Annotated in this window: 14 protein-coding genes; 7 read left to right on the forward strand and 7 right to left on the reverse strand. The window is 71.6% G+C overall.

The features are described from left to right. The first annotated feature begins 9 nt into the window (after positions 1–9). Positions 10–1425, forward strand: coding sequence for a dihydrolipoamide acetyltransferase family protein (locus KBY32_RS15925; RefSeq protein ID WP_210980494.1), 1416 nt, complete (start codon positions 10–12; stop codon positions 1423–1425). A 76-nt stretch (positions 1426–1501) separates the two neighbouring features. Here the strand turns inward: KBY32_RS15925 and KBY32_RS15930 are convergent, their stop codons facing one another. Beyond that, entirely contained in the window at positions 1502–2380 is an 879-nt protein-coding gene (locus KBY32_RS15930; RefSeq protein ID WP_055621114.1) for a D-alanyl-D-alanine carboxypeptidase family protein, read from the reverse strand. Positions 2381–2611: 231 nt separating this feature from the next. Between KBY32_RS15930 and KBY32_RS15935 the strand changes: the two genes are divergently transcribed. Continuing rightward, the gene (locus tag KBY32_RS15935; RefSeq protein WP_210980495.1) at positions 2612–3274 is read left to right on the forward strand and encodes a GntR family transcriptional regulator; all 663 of its coding nucleotides are present in this window, start codon (positions 2612–2614) and stop codon (positions 3272–3274) included. Beyond that, positions 3271–4587, forward strand: coding sequence for a nitrate/nitrite transporter (locus KBY32_RS15940; protein WP_210980496.1), 1317 nt, complete (start codon positions 3271–3273; stop codon positions 4585–4587). The genes KBY32_RS15935 and KBY32_RS15940 overlap by 4 nt, the downstream gene beginning before the upstream one ends. Before the next feature lies 1 nt (position 4588). Here the strand turns inward: KBY32_RS15940 and KBY32_RS15945 are convergent, their stop codons facing one another. Continuing rightward, a complete protein-coding gene (locus KBY32_RS15945) occupies positions 4589–5365 on the reverse strand; it encodes a cyclopropane-fatty-acyl-phospholipid synthase family protein (RefSeq protein ID WP_210980497.1) in 777 nt (258 codons plus the stop codon). Positions 5366–5444: 79 nt separating this feature from the next. Beyond that, entirely contained in the window at positions 5445–6266 is an 822-nt protein-coding gene (locus KBY32_RS15950; protein WP_210980498.1) for a maleylpyruvate isomerase family mycothiol-dependent enzyme, read from the reverse strand. Between the two features lie 230 nt (positions 6267–6496). Between KBY32_RS15950 and KBY32_RS15955 the strand changes: the two genes are divergently transcribed. Further along, positions 6497–7291, forward strand: coding sequence for a carbon-nitrogen family hydrolase (locus KBY32_RS15955; RefSeq protein WP_210980499.1), 795 nt, complete (start codon positions 6497–6499; stop codon positions 7289–7291). 43 nt (positions 7292–7334) lie between these two features. On the opposite strand, the gene KBY32_RS15960 is transcribed toward KBY32_RS15955, so the two are convergent. Further along, entirely contained in the window at positions 7335–7832 is a 498-nt protein-coding gene (locus KBY32_RS15960; protein WP_210980500.1) for an LURP-one-related/scramblase family protein, read from the reverse strand. Between the two features lie 87 nt (positions 7833–7919). Here KBY32_RS15960 and KBY32_RS15965 point away from each other — a divergent pair, with 87 nt between their 5' ends. Continuing rightward, on the forward strand, positions 7920–9746 hold the full coding sequence (locus KBY32_RS15965) for an NHL domain-containing thioredoxin family protein (RefSeq protein ID WP_210980501.1): 1827 nt from the start codon (positions 7920–7922) through the stop codon (positions 9744–9746). On the opposite strand, the gene KBY32_RS15970 is transcribed toward KBY32_RS15965, so the two are convergent. The 3 genes from KBY32_RS15970 to KBY32_RS15980 form a co-directional block, all read right to left on the reverse strand. Next, positions 9734–9979, reverse strand: coding sequence for a DUF6458 family protein (locus KBY32_RS15970; RefSeq protein ID WP_115504452.1), 246 nt, complete (start codon positions 9977–9979; stop codon positions 9734–9736). The two genes, KBY32_RS15965 and KBY32_RS15970, sit on opposite strands and share 13 nt — an antisense overlap. A gap of 98 nt (positions 9980–10077) precedes the next feature. Beyond that, entirely contained in the window at positions 10078–11373 is a 1296-nt protein-coding gene (locus KBY32_RS15975) for a M18 family aminopeptidase (RefSeq protein ID WP_055621122.1), read from the reverse strand. Positions 11374–11514: 141 nt separating this feature from the next. Then, the gene (locus KBY32_RS15980; RefSeq protein WP_055621123.1) at positions 11515–13341 is read right to left on the reverse strand and encodes an acyl-CoA dehydrogenase; all 1827 of its coding nucleotides are present in this window, start codon (positions 13339–13341) and stop codon (positions 11515–11517) included. Positions 13342–13535: 194 nt separating this feature from the next. On the opposite strand from KBY32_RS15980, the gene KBY32_RS15985 reads away from it, so the two are divergent. Further along, positions 13536–14021, forward strand: coding sequence for an SseB family protein (locus tag KBY32_RS15985; RefSeq protein WP_210980502.1), 486 nt, complete (start codon positions 13536–13538; stop codon positions 14019–14021). A 212-nt stretch (positions 14022–14233) separates the two neighbouring features. Further along, positions 14234–15214 (forward strand): pirin family protein, encoded by a 981-nt coding sequence (locus KBY32_RS15990; RefSeq protein ID WP_055621125.1) that lies wholly within the window; start codon positions 14234–14236, stop codon positions 15212–15214. Positions 15215–15291: the final 77 nt, after the last annotated feature.

The raw sequence follows: 15291 nt of genomic DNA on the forward strand, positions 1-15291 counted from the left end.
GAGAGGGTCGTGACGACGATGACAGACGCGTCCGTGCGCGAGTTCAAGATGCCCGACGTCGGTGAGGGACTCACCGAGGCCGAGATCCTCAAGTGGTACGTCCAGCCGGGCGACACCGTCACCGACGGGCAGGTGGTCTGCGAGGTCGAGACCGCCAAGGCGGCCGTCGAGCTGCCCATCCCGTACGACGGCGTGGTCCGCGCCCTGCACTTCCCCGAGGGCACCACGGTCGACGTCGGCACGTCGATCATCGCGGTCGACGTCTCCGGCGGGGCGGCCCCGGCCGCCGAGGCGCCCGCCGCGGCGCCGCAGGCCGAGCCCGAGGAGGAGGCCGAGCCGCAGGGCCGCCAGCCGGTGCTCGTCGGCTACGGCGTCTCCGCCTCGTCCACCAAGCGCCGCCCGCGCAAGGGCGCCGAGGTGCCCCGCCAGGAGCCCGAGCCGGCGGCGCAGGCCCTCCAGGCCGAGCTGAACGGCCACGGTCCCGCCGTCGCGCCGGCCCTGGGCCGTCCGCTGGCCAAGCCGCCGGTGCGCAAGCTGGCCAAGGACCTGGGCGTCGATCTGGCGACGGTCACGCCGACCGGCCCCGACGGCATCATCACCCGCGAGGACGTGCACGCGGCGGTGGCGGCACAGGCCCCGGCCGCCGAGCCGGCGCCCGAGACCCCGCAGGCCCAGGCGCCCGCCCCCGCGGCCGTCCCGGCGCCCGCCGCCTCGTACGACGGCGCCCGGGAGACCCGTATCCCGGTCAAGGGCGTCCGCAAGGCCACGGCGGCGGCGATGGTCGGCTCGGCGTTCACCGCCCCGCATGTCACGGAGTTCGTGACGGTGGACGTGACGCGGACCCTGAAGCTGGTCGAGGAGCTGAAGGGGGACAAGGAGTTCGCCGGTCTGCGGGTGAACCCGCTGCTGCTGATCTCCAAGGCCCTGCTGGTCGCGATCAAGCGCAACCCGGACATCAACGCCTCCTGGGACGAGGCCAACCAGGAGATCGTGCGCAAGCACTATGTGAACCTGGGCATCGCCGCGGCGACCCCGCGCGGGCTGATCGTCCCGAACATCAAGGACGCGCAGGCCAAGACGCTGCCGCAGCTCGCGGAGGCGCTGGGCGAGCTGGTGTCGACGGCCCGCGAGGGCCGGACCACGCCGGCCGCGATGCAGGGCGGCACGGTCACCATCACCAACGTCGGCGTCTTCGGCGTCGACACCGGCACCCCGATCCTCAACCCGGGCGAGTCGGCGATCCTCGCGGTCGGCGCCATCAAGCCCCAGCCGTGGGTGCACAAGGGCAAGGTGAAGCCGCGTCAGGTCACCACGCTGGCGCTGAGCTTCGACCACCGTCTGGTCGACGGCGAGCTGGGCTCCAAGGTGCTCGCGGACGTGGCCGCGATCCTGGAGCAGCCCAAGCGGCTGATCACCTGGGCGTGAGCCCCGGAAGGCGCTGAAAGGGGCGGTCACCTCGCGGTGACCGCCCCTTTCGTCATGCCCGGCCGCTCGCCGAAGGTCAGCTGATCTTGGCGTAGCCGTACGTGATGAGCTTCTTCACGTCCGCCGTGCGGTTGGCCTCCGAGGAGGCGGTGAGCACGGTGCCGATCACGGACTCGCCGTTGAGGGTGGCCGCGAAGACGAGGCAGTACTTCGCCTCGGAGCCCGAGCCGGTCTTCACGCCGAGCGTGCCGTTCCAGCCGAGCAGGGTGTTGGTGTTCTTCCACGCCGCCATCGTGCGGGTGGAGCCGGTCTTGGTGATGGTCTTCGCCGTGTAGGACTTCGTCTTCACGATCGTCTTGAACGTCGAGGACTTCATCGCGCTGCGGGCCAGCTTGGTCAGGTCGCGCGGCGTCGAGTAGTTCGAGCCGTTGCTGATGCCGTCGAACGAGTCGAAGTGCGTGTTCGTCATGCCGAGGCTCTTCGCCATGGTGTTCATCTTGCCGATGAACGACTTCACGCGGGCGTTGACCGTGGAGCCGGTGCCGTACTTGTCGGCGAGCGTCATCGCGGCGTCGCAGCCGGACTTGAGCATCATCCCGTACAGCAGCTGACGGACGGTGACCTTGTCACCGACGATCAGATTGGCGGACGACGCCCCCTTGGACACGATGTAGTTGCTGACCTCCTTCTTTATGGTGACCTTCGTGTCGAGGTTGAGGTTCGACTGCGAGAGGACGACCTTCGCGGTCATGACCTTCGTCGTCGAGGCGGTCAGCCGCTTGGTGTCCGCCGACTTCGTGAAGAGCGTCTTGCCGGTGGCGCCGTTCATCACGAACCCGCCCTTGGCGTTGATCGAGGGCGTGGTGACGGCCTGCGCGGGCGCCGCGGTGAGGGCGCCGGTGGCGAACACGGCGCCGGTCGTGAGGACGACGGCGGCGGCTCTGCGAACGCGCATGCCCTTGTGTGCAGTTATCAACTGATTTACCCCGATTGCGTCTTATGCCCCTGCGATGCGGCCGAGTTGGAGGGGAAGAAAGTGGGGCCGCACGTGTGTGACACGTAAGTAGCACACAAGGTTGTGCCGCCGCTGGTCCGGACGGTGCTTCTTTGCCGGGAGATTCCATCGGACGGGTCCGCATCGTGGACCGTGCCCGCCTTGCGTACGTGTTGTATCTATGCTGTGGGCATGCCTACCGCCCCGCCCGCCCCCGTGAAGCAGCCGCCCGCCGCCGACCGTGTCTACAGCCATGTGAAACAGGGCGTGCTGGAGCGCCGCTACGAGGGCGGGACCCTGCTCACCGAGGGGGAGCTCGCCGACGCCGTCGGGGTCTCCCGCACCCCGGTCCGCGAGGCGCTGCTGCGGCTGGAGGCCGAGGGGCTGCTGAAGCTCTACCCGAAGAAGGGCGCCCTGGTCCTGCCGGTCTCCGCGCAGGAGATCAAGGACGTCGTGGAGACGCGGATGCTCGTCGAGGAGCACGCGGCGCGCAAGGCCATCCCCGCGCCCCCCGGGCTCCTCGAGCGCCTGGAGGAACTGCTCGAGCGGCAGAAGGCGCAGGCCGCCGCCGGGGACCTCGCCGGGGCCGCCGTCACCGACCGCTGCTTCCACGCCGAGATCGTCCGCAGCGGCGGCAACGAGATCCTCTCCCGCCTCTACGACCAGCTCCGCGACCGGCAGCTGCGCATGGGCGCCGCCGTGATGCACTCCCACCCCGACCGGATCGCCAAGACCCTCGGCGAGCACGAGGAGATCCTCACGGCCCTGCGCTCCGGCGACGCGCAGGCGGCCGTCGAGCTGGTCCACCGGCACATCGACTGGTTCTCCCACCTGGCCCGGGGTGAGGAGCGATGAAGCCCGCCTCCACCCGGCCCGGCGGTCCCGCCCCGGAGCGGGCACCCCTGGGCGGCCGCCGCGCGATCGCCGTCTGGGGCATCGGCGTCTCCGTCTACTTCGTCGCCGTCATCTTCCGCACCTCGCTGGGCGTGGCCGGACTCGACGCAGCCGACCGCTTCGACGTGAACGCCTCCGCGCTGTCGACGTTCTCCATCCTCCAGCTGCTCGTGTACGCGGGCATGCAGATACCCGTCGGCCTGCTCGTCGACCGGCTCGGCACCAAGAAGGTGCTCGCCATGGGCGCGGTGCTGTTCACCGCGGGCCAGCTCGCCTTCGCCTTCTCCCCGTCGTACGGCATGGCGCTGGCGTCGCGGGCGCTGCTGGGCTGCGGCGACGCGATGACGTTCATCAGCGTGCTGCGGCTGGGCACCCGCTGGTTCCCGGCCCGGCGCGGCCCGCTGGTCGCCCAGCTCGCCGGACTCGTCGGCATGGCGGGCAACCTCGTCTCCACCCTCGTCCTGGCCCGGCTGCTGCACGGCGTGGGCTGGACGGCGGCCTTCGCGGGCAGCGCGGGCGCCGGCGTCGTGGTGCTCGTGCTGACCCTGCTGTTCCTCAAGGACCACCCCGAGGGCCACGAACCGGAGCCGGTGCCGCACCAGGGCGCCGCCTACGTCCGCCGGCAGATCGCCGCGTCCTGGCGGGAGCCCGGCACCCGGCTCGGCATGTGGGTGCACTTCACGACGCAGTTCCCCGCGATGGTGTTCCTGCTGCTGTGGGGGCTCCCCTTCCTGGTCGAGGCGCAGGGTCTGAGCCGCGCCACCGCCGGGGAGCTCCTCACTCTCGTCGTCCTGTCCAACATGGCCGTCGGCCTCGTCTACGGCCAGGTCGTCGCCCGGCACCACGGCGCCCGGCTGCCGCTCGCCCTCGGCACCGTCGCCGCGACCTCCGTCCTGTGGGCGACGACTCTGGCCTGGCCCGGCGAGACGGCGCCGATGGGCCTGCTCGTCGTGCTGTGCGTGGTGCTCGGCGCCTGCGGCCCGGCCTCGATGCTCGGCTTCGACTTCGCCCGCCCCGCCAACCCGCCCGAGCGGCAGGGCACCGCCTCCGGCATCACCAACATGGGCGGCTTCATCGCCTCCATGACGACGCTGTTCGCGGTCGGGGTGCTGCTGGACGCCACCGGCGACGACTACCGGATCGCCTTCTCGGCGGTCTTCGTCCTCCAGGCCCTCGGCGTCAGCCAGATCCTGCGGCTGCGCGGGCGGGCGGCCCGCCGGGAGCGGGAACGCCTGGTCGCCAGCCGGGTGGAGACCGTGCACGTCCCCGCCTGAGTCACCGCACGGGCACCAGCGTGAGGTAGGCGATGCCCAGGATGCCGCGGTAGCCCATCCACTGGGCGCGGTGCCGGTCGAGACGCTCCCGCGTCTGTGCCGCGAGGGGATGGTCCGGGTGGTCGGCCAGCCACACCTCGGCGTCCGCCTGGTACGCCGACTCGAACTCCTCCCACTCGCCGGCGTCCGCCGTCTCCGTCCACTCCGGACGGAACCCGGCCTCGACGGCGAGGTCCAGGAGGGTGCCCAGGTCGTGGTGGTCGGTGGCGGAGGCGCCCGGCCACATGTTCGCGAGCTCGGCCTCGGTCGGCCGGCGCTGCCAGAAGCCCTCCCCGAGCAGCACCCGGCCCCCGTCGGCGACCAGACCACGCAGCGCCCGCAGCGCGTCGGGGAGGAGCGCGGGCGGCTCCAGCGCGGTGAGGGCCTGACTGGACCCCACGCACAGCACCAGGTCGGCCGGGCCGCGGGTCGTGCCCGTCGCCGACTCCTCGGCGAACTCCACCCGGCCGGCGAGCCCGCGCTCCCCGGCGGCACGCCGGCCCCGGGCCAGGTCCTGGGCCTTGAGGTCGATGCCGACCCCGGTGGCCCCGGGCACCGCCTCCAGCACCCGCAGCATCAACTCGCCCCAGCCGCAGCCGATGTCGAGGACGGTGGCGGGGCCCGTCCGGGCCAGCCGCTCGACGAGCCGGCCGGCGCGCTGCTCGGACAGGGGCCCGTGGAAGGTCAGCCGGGTCAATTGAGGCGGGCCGGCGGAGAGGTGCGTGTCTGTTTTGGTCACGGCGGGACGCTAGCCGTGGCCGGGTGGCGGCGACACCGGTTTTCGGCCCGCCGCCTCCTCCCGCCGCGCCCGTGAAGGGCTACTGGGTGACGGTGAAGTTCCGCAGGATGGCCGCCGTCAGATCCGGGTCGCCCTCCGTCTTCACCCGGTCCGCCACGGCCTCCGGCGTCACCCGGCCGCAGGCCAGCCGTACGAACGTCTCCCAGTCCAGGGTCAGGGAGGCGGCCGGGCCCAGCGCGGGGGCCGTCTCCAGGGTGCCCCGGCCCTGGATGTCGATCCGGATCGTGCGCAGGAACTCGACCGGGCCGTGCACGTCGAGGACGATCGCCGAACTGCGCGGCGCGTCCACCTTCGCCATGACCTCCGGCATCCGGCCGAGCAGCACGTCACGGGCGACGAGCGCGCCGGGGGAGTCCAGGTTGCCGGGGCGGCCCAGCGCGGCGCGCAGGTCCTGCTCGTGCGCCCACACGGCGAAGGCGTGCGTGCGCATCGCCTCCTCCAGGGTCAGCTCCGCGCCCAGCGGGCCGCGCACCTTGGTGCCGGGGTCGCGGCTCTCGTTCCGCAGCTGGCGGTTGCGGCGGATGATCGTGTACTCCAGCTCCGACGTCATCTCCGGCGCCGTGTGGTGGCGGCGGACGTCGACCTGCATCTCCATGTAGCGCTGGTGGTCGTTGGTGACGTGGAAGAGGTCGCGCGGCAGCGTGTGGATGGGGCGCGGGTCGCCCAGCATCTCGCAGTCCAGGCCGATCACATGGGAGACGACATCGCGCACCGACCAGCCGGGGCAGGGGGTGCGCCGGTTCCACTCCCCCTCGACGAGCGGGGTGACCAGCTCGGATATCGCTTCGATGGAGTGGGTCCAGGCGTCGGCGTAGGGCTGGAGGGTGGGATGCAGACTCACGGAACGGGACCCCTCGGCGGTTGGTACGTCGGTTCGCGGGCAGGTTCTGGCGGCGGTGCCAGTGGGCGGCGGCGGCTGTCGGCGGGTGTCTCGGCTGTCCCCCCACGTTCTCGGCTGCGCTCGAACAGGGGGGACCCCCAAAGTTACGCTGCTGTGAGGCACCCCGGCAGTGCTTTCGTGTGACGATCGTAGGCCCGTGTGGACGGCTCGAATGCCAGGACGGTGGTAGTGTGCGCGCCTCTTTGCTCCAGATCGACGTGAATGAGGACGAATCGGTGGAATCGCGCCGGGTGAGGGTCGCCTCCCTGGTACGAGATCAAGCCGGAGCGGATCTCGTCGTCCTGCCCGAGCTGTGGACCACCGGCGCCTTCGCCTACGAGGGGTTCGGCACCGAGGCCGAACCGCTCGGGGGACCCACGTACGAGGCGATGGCCAAGGCCGCGAGCGACGCCGGTGTCTGGCTGCACGCCGGGTCCGTCCCCGAGCGCGACCCCGACGGCCCGCTCTACAACACCTCGCTGGTCTTCTCCCCCTCCGGCGACCTCGCCGCCGCCTACCGCAAGATCCACCGGTTCGGCTTCGACAAGGGCGAGGCCGTCCTGATGGGCGCCGGCCGGGACCTCGTGACGGTCCGGCTGCCCGACACCACCCTGGGCCTCGCCACCTGCTACGACCTGCGCTTCCCCGAACTCTTCCGCGGTCTCGTCGACGCCGGCGCCGAGACCCTCGTGATCCCCGCCGGCTGGCCGGAGCGCCGCCGGGCGCACTGGACGCTGCTCGCCCAGGCCCGCGCCGTGGAGAACCAGGCGTATGTGCTCGCCTGCGGAACGGCCGGGACGCACGCGGGAGTTCCACAGGCCGGCCACTCCATCGTCGTGGACCCCTGGGGCGAGGTGCTGGCCCAGGCCGGACCCGGCGAAGAGGTCCTCACCGTGGAGTTCGACCCCGGCCGGGTCGCGATGACACGGGATCAGTTCCCGGCCCTGAAGGACCGGGTGCTCGGGCTCGACCCGCCCCGGCGCTGAACCGCGCCCCGGCGCCGAGCCCCGCGCCGGTGCCGGCCGCGCCTCAGTCGTCCCCGCGCTCCTTCTCCGCCAGGTGGATCACACACACCGCCACCGCGATCAGCAGCGCCGGGTCGGCGTCCTCGCGCACCACGTCCACGCCGTACGTCTCCCGGACGTGCAGCCAGCGGCGCGAGACCACGGCCAGCAGCTCCCCGTCGTACTCGACGGCGAACTCCCGGTCGAGGATCCTGCCGCTGACGTCCAGCTCGGTGCTGCCGTCCGCGAGCGTCACCCGGTAGTGGTTACGCAGCAGCGACAGTCGCTTGCGCCGGATCGTCGCCAGCGGCCGGCCGTCCCGCTCGATCACCATGGTGTCGCGCAGGGCGAGCATCTTCTGGCGGATGTCGATGAGGACGCGGCCCTGCACGTCCTTCAGCTCGAAGGTGTCCCGCAGCCGCATGGCCTTGCCGTCGACGAGGAACACCTTGTTGCCCCGGTCGTCCTCGATCCAGTAGTCGTCACCGAAGCCGAGCAGCCGGTCCCGCACGAGAAATCTCATGCCACGAGGGCTTCCCCGCCACCGGCCCCGGAACCACGCCTGTAGGCCGTCGGGCTGACTCCGCGCGGCCGGTGGCACCCTGGGGACATGACCGACCGCGCACCCCGGCACGCCCGCGTCCGCGCCCCCGAGCTGACCGGCGCGGGCGGCTGGCTCAACACGGGCGGCCGCCCGTACACCCTGGCCGAGCTGCGCGGACGCGTCGTGATCCTCGACTTCTGGACGTCCGGCTGCGTCAACTGCCTGCACGCCATCGACGAACTGCGGGAGCTGGAGGCGAAGCACCGGGACACCGTCGTCGTGGTCGGCGTGCACTCGCCGAAGTTCGCGCACGAGAAGGAGCACACCGCCGTCGCCGACGCCGTCGAGCGGTACGGCGTCGAGCATCCCGTCCTGGACGACCCGGAGCTGGCGACCTGGCGGCAGTACGCGGTACGGGCGTGGCCGACGCTCGCGGTGATCGACCCGGAGGGGTACGTCGTCGCGCAGCTCTCCGGCGAGGGGCACGCGGACGCCATCGAGCGGCTGGTGACCGGGCTGGAGGCCGAGCACACGGCGAAGGGCACGCTGCGGCGCGGGGACGGGCCGTACGTGGCGCCGGAACCGGAGCCGACCGTGCTGCGCCACCCCGGGAAGCTCATGGCGCTGCCCGGCGGCGGATTCCTGGTCAGCGACACCACCCGGCACCAGCTCGTGGAGTTCGCCGAGGACGGCGAGAGCGTCGTACGGCGGATCGGCTCCGGTGCGCGCGGGTTCACCGACGGCCCCGCGGAGGCGGCGTCGTTCGCCGAGCCGCAGGGCTTGGCGCTCCTGCCCGACGGGTCGGTGGTGGTCGCCGACACCGTCAACCACGCGCTGCGCCGCCTCGACCTTGCGACCGGCGCCGTCACGACGCTCGCGGGCACCGGACGCCCGTGGCGGCGGGGCGCGGCGACGGCGGGCCCGGCGCTGCAGGCGGACCTGTCCTCGCCCTGGGACGTGGCGGTGTTCGCCGGGCGGGTGTGGATCGCGATGGCGGGCGTCCACCAGCTGTGGACGTACGACCCGGCGGCGGACACCGCCGCGGTGGCGGCGGGGACGGCGAACGAGGGGCTGGTCGACGGCCCGGCGGACGAGGCGTGGTTCGCCCAGCCGTCGGGGCTCGCGGTGTCACCGGACGGTGACCGGCTGTGGGTGGCCGACGCGGAGACCAGCGCGCTGCGCTGGGTGGACCGGGACGGCGTGGTCCGTACGGCGGTCGGCACCGGACTGTTCGACTTCGGGTACCGCGACGGTCCGGCCGGGCAGGCACTGCTCCAGCATCCGCTGGGCGTCACGGCGCTCCCGGACGGCTCGGTCGCGGTGGCCGACACCTACAACCAGGTGCTGCGCCGCTACGACCCGGAGACCGGCGAACTCTCCACGCTGGCCACGGATCTGCGGGAGCCGTCGGACGCGGTGACGGTGGGCGCGGACATCGTGGTCGTGGAGTCGGCCCGGCACCGGCTGACCCGGCTGCGGCTGCCGGAGGACGCCCTGGAGGGCGCGGCGGAGCGCCGAACGCGGCGGGACGTCATGGACGTGGCCCGCGAGGTCGTGCTGGACGTGGTCTTCGAGGCCCCGGCGGGGCAGCGGGCGGACGACCGGTACGGGCCGCCGGCCCGGCTGCTGGTGTCCGCGACGCCCCCGGAGCTGCTGCGCACGGGCGAGGGTGCGGGGACGTCGCTCTCCCGCACCCTCGTGTTCGGCCCGTCCGCCGGGCCGGGCGTCCTGCGTGTCTCGGCGACGGTCGTGTCCTGCGACGACGACCCCGCGATCCCGTATCCGGCCTGCCATGTGCACCGGCGCGACTGGGACGTCCCCGTCCGGCCGGCCGCCCGGGGCGCCGAGCGTCTGCCACTGGTGTTCGCGGAGCCGGACGCTCAGACGCCGTAGCCGTCGCTGTAGCCGTCCCGCCGGTGGGGTTCTTCGCTGACGACCGGGGTCGCGGGCGGCACCACCACGCGCTTGCGCCGGGCGATGCTGCTGAAGGTCGTGACGCCGATCAGGCCCACGATCATCAGGATGACCCCGACCAGGTCGAGGTTCACCCCGTCCATCTCCCAGTCGGTCGCGAACGTGAGGATGGCTCCCGCGGCGATGAGGATGATGCACCCGCCGAGGCCCATGAGTGTCGCCTCCTGTCCGGTCCGGACGATCCGGTCCGGACGTCCGGGTACCCCGGTCGGCGGCGCTCACACCGAGGCGTTCGGCGGGCGGTCCTCAACTAGCCCTCCAGGAAGGCCGCCAGGGAGTTCGCGAGCAGCCACGGGTCGTCGACGCCGCACAACTCCCGTGCGCTGTGCATGGAGAGGATGGCCACGCCGATGTCGACGGTGCGGATGCCGTGCCGCGCGGCGGTGATGGGACCGATCGTGGTGCCGCACGGCATGGAGTTGTTGGAGACGAACGACTGGAAGGGGACGTCCGCCTTCTCGCAGGCCGCCGCCCACACCGCACGGCCCGAACCGTCCGTGGCGTAGCGGTTGTTGACGTTGACCTTGAGGATCGGGCCGCCGTTGACGCGCGGGTGGTGCGTGGGGTCGTGCCGCTCGGCGTAGTTGGGGTGCACGGCGTGGCCGGTGTCCGAGGAGAGACAGACGGTGCCGGCGAAGGCGCGCGCCTTGTCCTCGTACGAGCCGCCGCGCGCGAACACCGAGCGCTCCAGGACGCCGCCGAGCAGCGGGCCGTCGGCGCCGGTGTCGCTCTGGGAGCCGTTCTCCTCGTGGTCGAAGGCGGCGAGCACCGGGATGCAGGGCAGCCCGGCGCCGGAGCCGGCCACGGAGGTCAGCGCGGCGGTCCCGGCGTGGACGGAGAGCAGGTTGTCCATGCGCGGACCGGCCAGGAGTTCCTTGTCGCGGCCCAGGTAGGCGGGGGGCTCGACCGAGTGGACCATCAGGTCCCAGCCGGTGACCTCGCCGGGGGCGATCCCGGCGGTCTCCTCCAGGAAGGCGATCAGGTCGCCGTCGCGGACGTCGCCGAGGCCCCACACGGGCTGAAGGTGGCGCTGCTTGTCGAGCTTGAGGCCGTCGGTGGAGACCGCGCGGTCGAGGTGGATGGCGAGCTGGGGGACGCGCAGCAGCGGCCGGTCGACGTTCACCAGCCGGGTCGAGCCGTCCCGCAGGGTGAGCCGGCCGGCGAGGCCGAGGTCGCGGTCGAGCCAGGAGTTGAGCAGCGGTCCGCCGTAGATCTCGACGGCGACCTGGCGCCAGCCGTGCGCGCCGGTGTCGGGGAGCGGCTTGACCCGGAGGTTGGGGGAGTCGGTGTGGGCGCCGACGATGCGGAACGGCGTGTGGGGCGCCGCGCCCTCGGGGACGTACCAGGCGACGATCGCCCCGCCGCGCAGCACGTACTTGCCGCCGCTCGACCCGTCCCAGGCGTCCGTCTCGGCGACCTGGCGGAAGCCGGCCTTCTCGAGCCGTTCGGCGGTGTTCGCCACGGCGTGGTACGGCGACGGGCTCGCCGCGAGGAAGGACATGAGGTCGTCGGTGTGGCCGCGGTCGAAGCGGGGGGGTGCGCTCATGGGTTCACCTTAACGACGTGCGAGGGCCCGCTCCCGGGAAGGGGAGCGGGCCCTCGTGCGGGCGATGTGGATTGTCCGTGAGTGACGGGAACGGCCCGTTGCCGGTGAGCCGTTCCCGCGTCCGGCGGGTCCTTCGAAGGACTAGAAGGCCGCCTCGTCCAGCTCCATCAGGTCCAGCTCGACGTTCTCGGCGAGCTTGCGCGCGCCGGTGACGCCCGGCAGGACGTTGGCCGCGAAGAACTTCGCCGCCGCGATCTTGCCGGTGTAGAACGCCTTGTCCTTGGCGGAGGCCGTCGGGAGCTTCTCGGCGGCGATCGCGGCGCCCTTGAGCAGCAGGTAGCCGACGACGACGTCGCCGGAGGCCATCAGCAGGCGGGTGGTGTTCAGGCCCACCTTGTAGATGTTCTTGACGTCCTGCTCGGTGGCCGCGAGGTCGGTGAGCATGAGGCCGACGATGGCCTCCAGCTCGACGGCCGCCTTGGCCAGGTGCTCGCGGGCGCCCGCCAGCTCCTCGCCGCCCTCGCCGACCGCCAGGAACTTCTTGATGTCCTCGGCGAGCGAGTTCAGGGCCGCGCCCTGGTTGCGGACGATCTTCCGGAAGAAGTAGTCCTGGCCCTGGATGGCGGTGGTGCCCTCGTACAGGGTGTCGATCTTGGCGTCCCGGATGTACTGCTCGATCGGGTACTCCTGCAGGAAGCCGGAGCCGCCGAAGGTCTGCAGCGACTGGGCGAGCTGCTCGTAGGCCTTCTCGGAGCCGTAGCCCTTCACGATCGGCAGGAGCAGGTCGTTGAGCGCGTGCTCGGTCTTGGCGTCCTCGCCGGCCGCCTCCTTGACCTGGATCGCGTCCTGGACGGAGGCCGTGTACATCACCAGGGCGCGCATGCCCTCCGCGTACGCCTTCTGCGTCATGAGGGCGCGGCGCACGTCGGGGTGGTGGGTGATGGTGACCTTGGGGGCGCTCTTGTCCATGAAGTTCGCCAGGTCGGGGCCCTGGACGCGCTCCTTGGCGTACTCCAGCGCGTTCAGGTAGCCCGTCGACAGCGTGGAGATCGCCTTCGTGCCGACCATCATGCGGGCGAACTCGATGATGCGGAACATCTGGCGGATGCCGTCGTGCTTGTCGCCGATCAGCCAGCCCTTGGCGGGGTGCTTGTCGCCGAACGTCATCTCGCAGGTGTTGGAGGCCTTGAGGCCCATCTTGTGCTCGACGTTCGTGGCGTAGACGCCGTTGCGCTCGCCCAGCTCGCCGGTCTCGAAGTCGAAGAGGTACTTCGGGACGAGGAAGAGGGACAGGCCCTTGGTGCCGGGGCCCGCGCCCTCGGGGCGGGCGAGCACGTAGTGGAGGATGTTCTCCGACATGTCGTGCTCACCGGACGTGATGAAGCGCTTCACGCCCTCGATGTGCCAGGAGCCGTCCTCCTGCTGCACGGCCTTGGTGCGGCCGGCGCCCACGTCCGAGCCGGCGTCCGGCTCGGTGAGGACCATGGTGGAGCCCCACTGCTTCTCGGTGGCGAACTTCGCGATGTGCTTCTGGACCTCGTTGCCCTCCTCGAAGAGGATGCCGGCGAACGCGGGGCCCGAGGAGTACATCCACACGGCCGGGTTCGCACCGAGGATGAGCTCGGCGTAGGCCCAGATCAGGGAGCGGGGCGCGGTGGTGCCGCCGATCTCCTCGGGCAGGCCGAGCCGCCAGTACTCGGAGTCCATGAAGGCCTGGTAGCTCTTCTTGAAGGACGCCGGGACGGGCGCGGTGTTGGTCTCCGGGTCGAAGACCGGCGGGTTGCGGTCGGCGTCGGCGAAGGACTCCGCGAGCTCGTTCTCGGAGAGGCGGGTCAGCTCCTCGAGGATGCTCTTCGCGGTCTCGACGTCCATCTCCTCGAACGGACCCGTGCCGTACAGCTTGTCGCGTCCGAGTACTTCGAAGAGGTTGAACTCGATGTCGCGGAGGTTCGACTTGTAGTGCCCCATGGTCACGGCTCCGTAGCGGGTCGGCGAGGCACTGGATCCTCGCGCTAGTTCACGTACCAACAAGTAGCTACGATGATGCTACCCGCCAGTAATAAGACGCAACCCCGATCCCGGATCTGTGACAGGTCCCACCGGGACGACCTTGGTGCCCGTACCGGTCCATGGACGCGGTCGCCGTGGGTACGCTTGCGCGCATGTATGGATACGGCCAGCCCATGGACGGTGGTGCTGCGCAGCAGCAGTACGCCCCGCCGCCGCAGCAGCCCATGGCCGGTGGCGTCGGCGGGTACGGCCAGCAGCCGCCGCTCTACCCCGAGCCGTCCGCGCCGTCCCTCGCGGACGCCGTGCGCGCGTTCACCACGGGCCAGCTGACCGCCGAGGACTTCCAGCAGGTCTTCGCCACGTCGAAGGTCTACTGCCCGCGCGGCGACAACCCCGGGTTCCTCGCCCTGCACAACACCCAGCAGCCGGTGATCCCGATGTTCACCTCGCTGAAGGAGCTGCGCCGGTACGCGGGCAAGGAGTCCAAGTACTTCGTCATCACCGGCGCCGAGGTGATCGACCTGCTGCCGACCGGCTACGGCTTCGTCCTCGACATGGAGGGCGAGCACCGCATGGTCTTCGACGCGAAGGCCGTCGAGCAGATGGTCGAGTTCGCCATGCGCCGTATGTACGGCTAGTGACCGCCGGTACGGCCCGCCCGCACGGCCGGAACGCACCGGACCAGGTGGTCCGGAGCGGGTGACCCCGGCGCGCCCGCCGCTCGCCTGCTGTCACACTGAGCCGCTTTCCCGGATCAAGCGCCCGGAGGGAATGCCCTCCGGGCTTTCTGCGTTCGGGGTGGCAAGAAGTTCAACGCTCAACTAAACTGGCCGCACAAGGAGGTACCGACATGCCTGCAGTGACCGTCGAGAACCCGCTGACGCTGCCCCGCGTCGCCGCGCCCGCGGAGGCCGTGGCCCGTCCCGTGCTCACCGTCACGACCGCGCCGAGCGGTTTCGAGGGTGAGGGCTTCCCGGTGCGCCGCGCGTTCGCCGGGATCAACTACCGCCATCTGGACCCGTTCATCATGATGGACCAGATGGGCGAGGTGGAGTACGCGCCGGGCGAGCCGAAGGGCACCCCCTGGCATCCGCACCGCGGCTTCGAGACCGTCACCTACATCATCGACGGGATCTTCGACCACCAGGACAGCAACGGCGGCGGTGGCACGATCACCAACGGCGACACCCAGTGGATGACCGCGGGCTCGGGCCTCCTGCACATCGAGGCGCCGCCGGAGGCCCTCGTCATGTCCGGCGGCCTCTTCCACGGCCTCCAGCTGTGGGTGAACCTCCCGGCCAGGGACAAGATGATGGCCCCGCGCTACCAGGACATCCGCGGCGGCAGCGTCCAGCTGCTCACCACCCCCGACGGCGGCGCGCTGCTGCGTGTCATCGCCGGTGAGCTGGACGGGCACGCCGGTCCCGGCATCACGCACACGCCGATCACGATGATCCACGCGACGGTGGCGCCGGGCGCCGAGATCACCCTGCCCTGGCGGGAGGACTTCAACGGTCTGGCGTACGTCCTGGCGGGCAAGGGCTCGGTCGGTGCCGAGCGCCGCCCGATCCATCTCGGCCAGACCGCGGTCTTCGGCGCCGGCGGCTCGCTGACCGTCCGCGCGGACGAGAAGCAGGACTCCCACACGCCGGACCTGGAGGTCGTCCTCCTGGGCGGCCGGCCCATCCGGGAGCCGATGGCCCACTACGGCCCGTTCGTGATGAACACCAAGGACGAGCTGATGCAGGCCTTCGAGGACTTCCAGAAGGGCCGCCTCGGAACGGTCCCGGCGGTGCACGGCATGAGCGCCGACGGTCCCGACCAGGACTGACCGGCGCACGGCGCACGAAGAGGCCCGCGGCCGCACCGACACGGTGCGGCCGCGGGCCTTCTCCCGTCCGTCACCCG

This window comes from Streptomyces sp. RK62 (genome assembly GCF_018070255.1).
In the GTDB taxonomy this organism is placed as follows: domain Bacteria; phylum Actinomycetota; class Actinomycetes; order Streptomycetales; family Streptomycetaceae; genus Streptomyces; species Streptomyces nigra.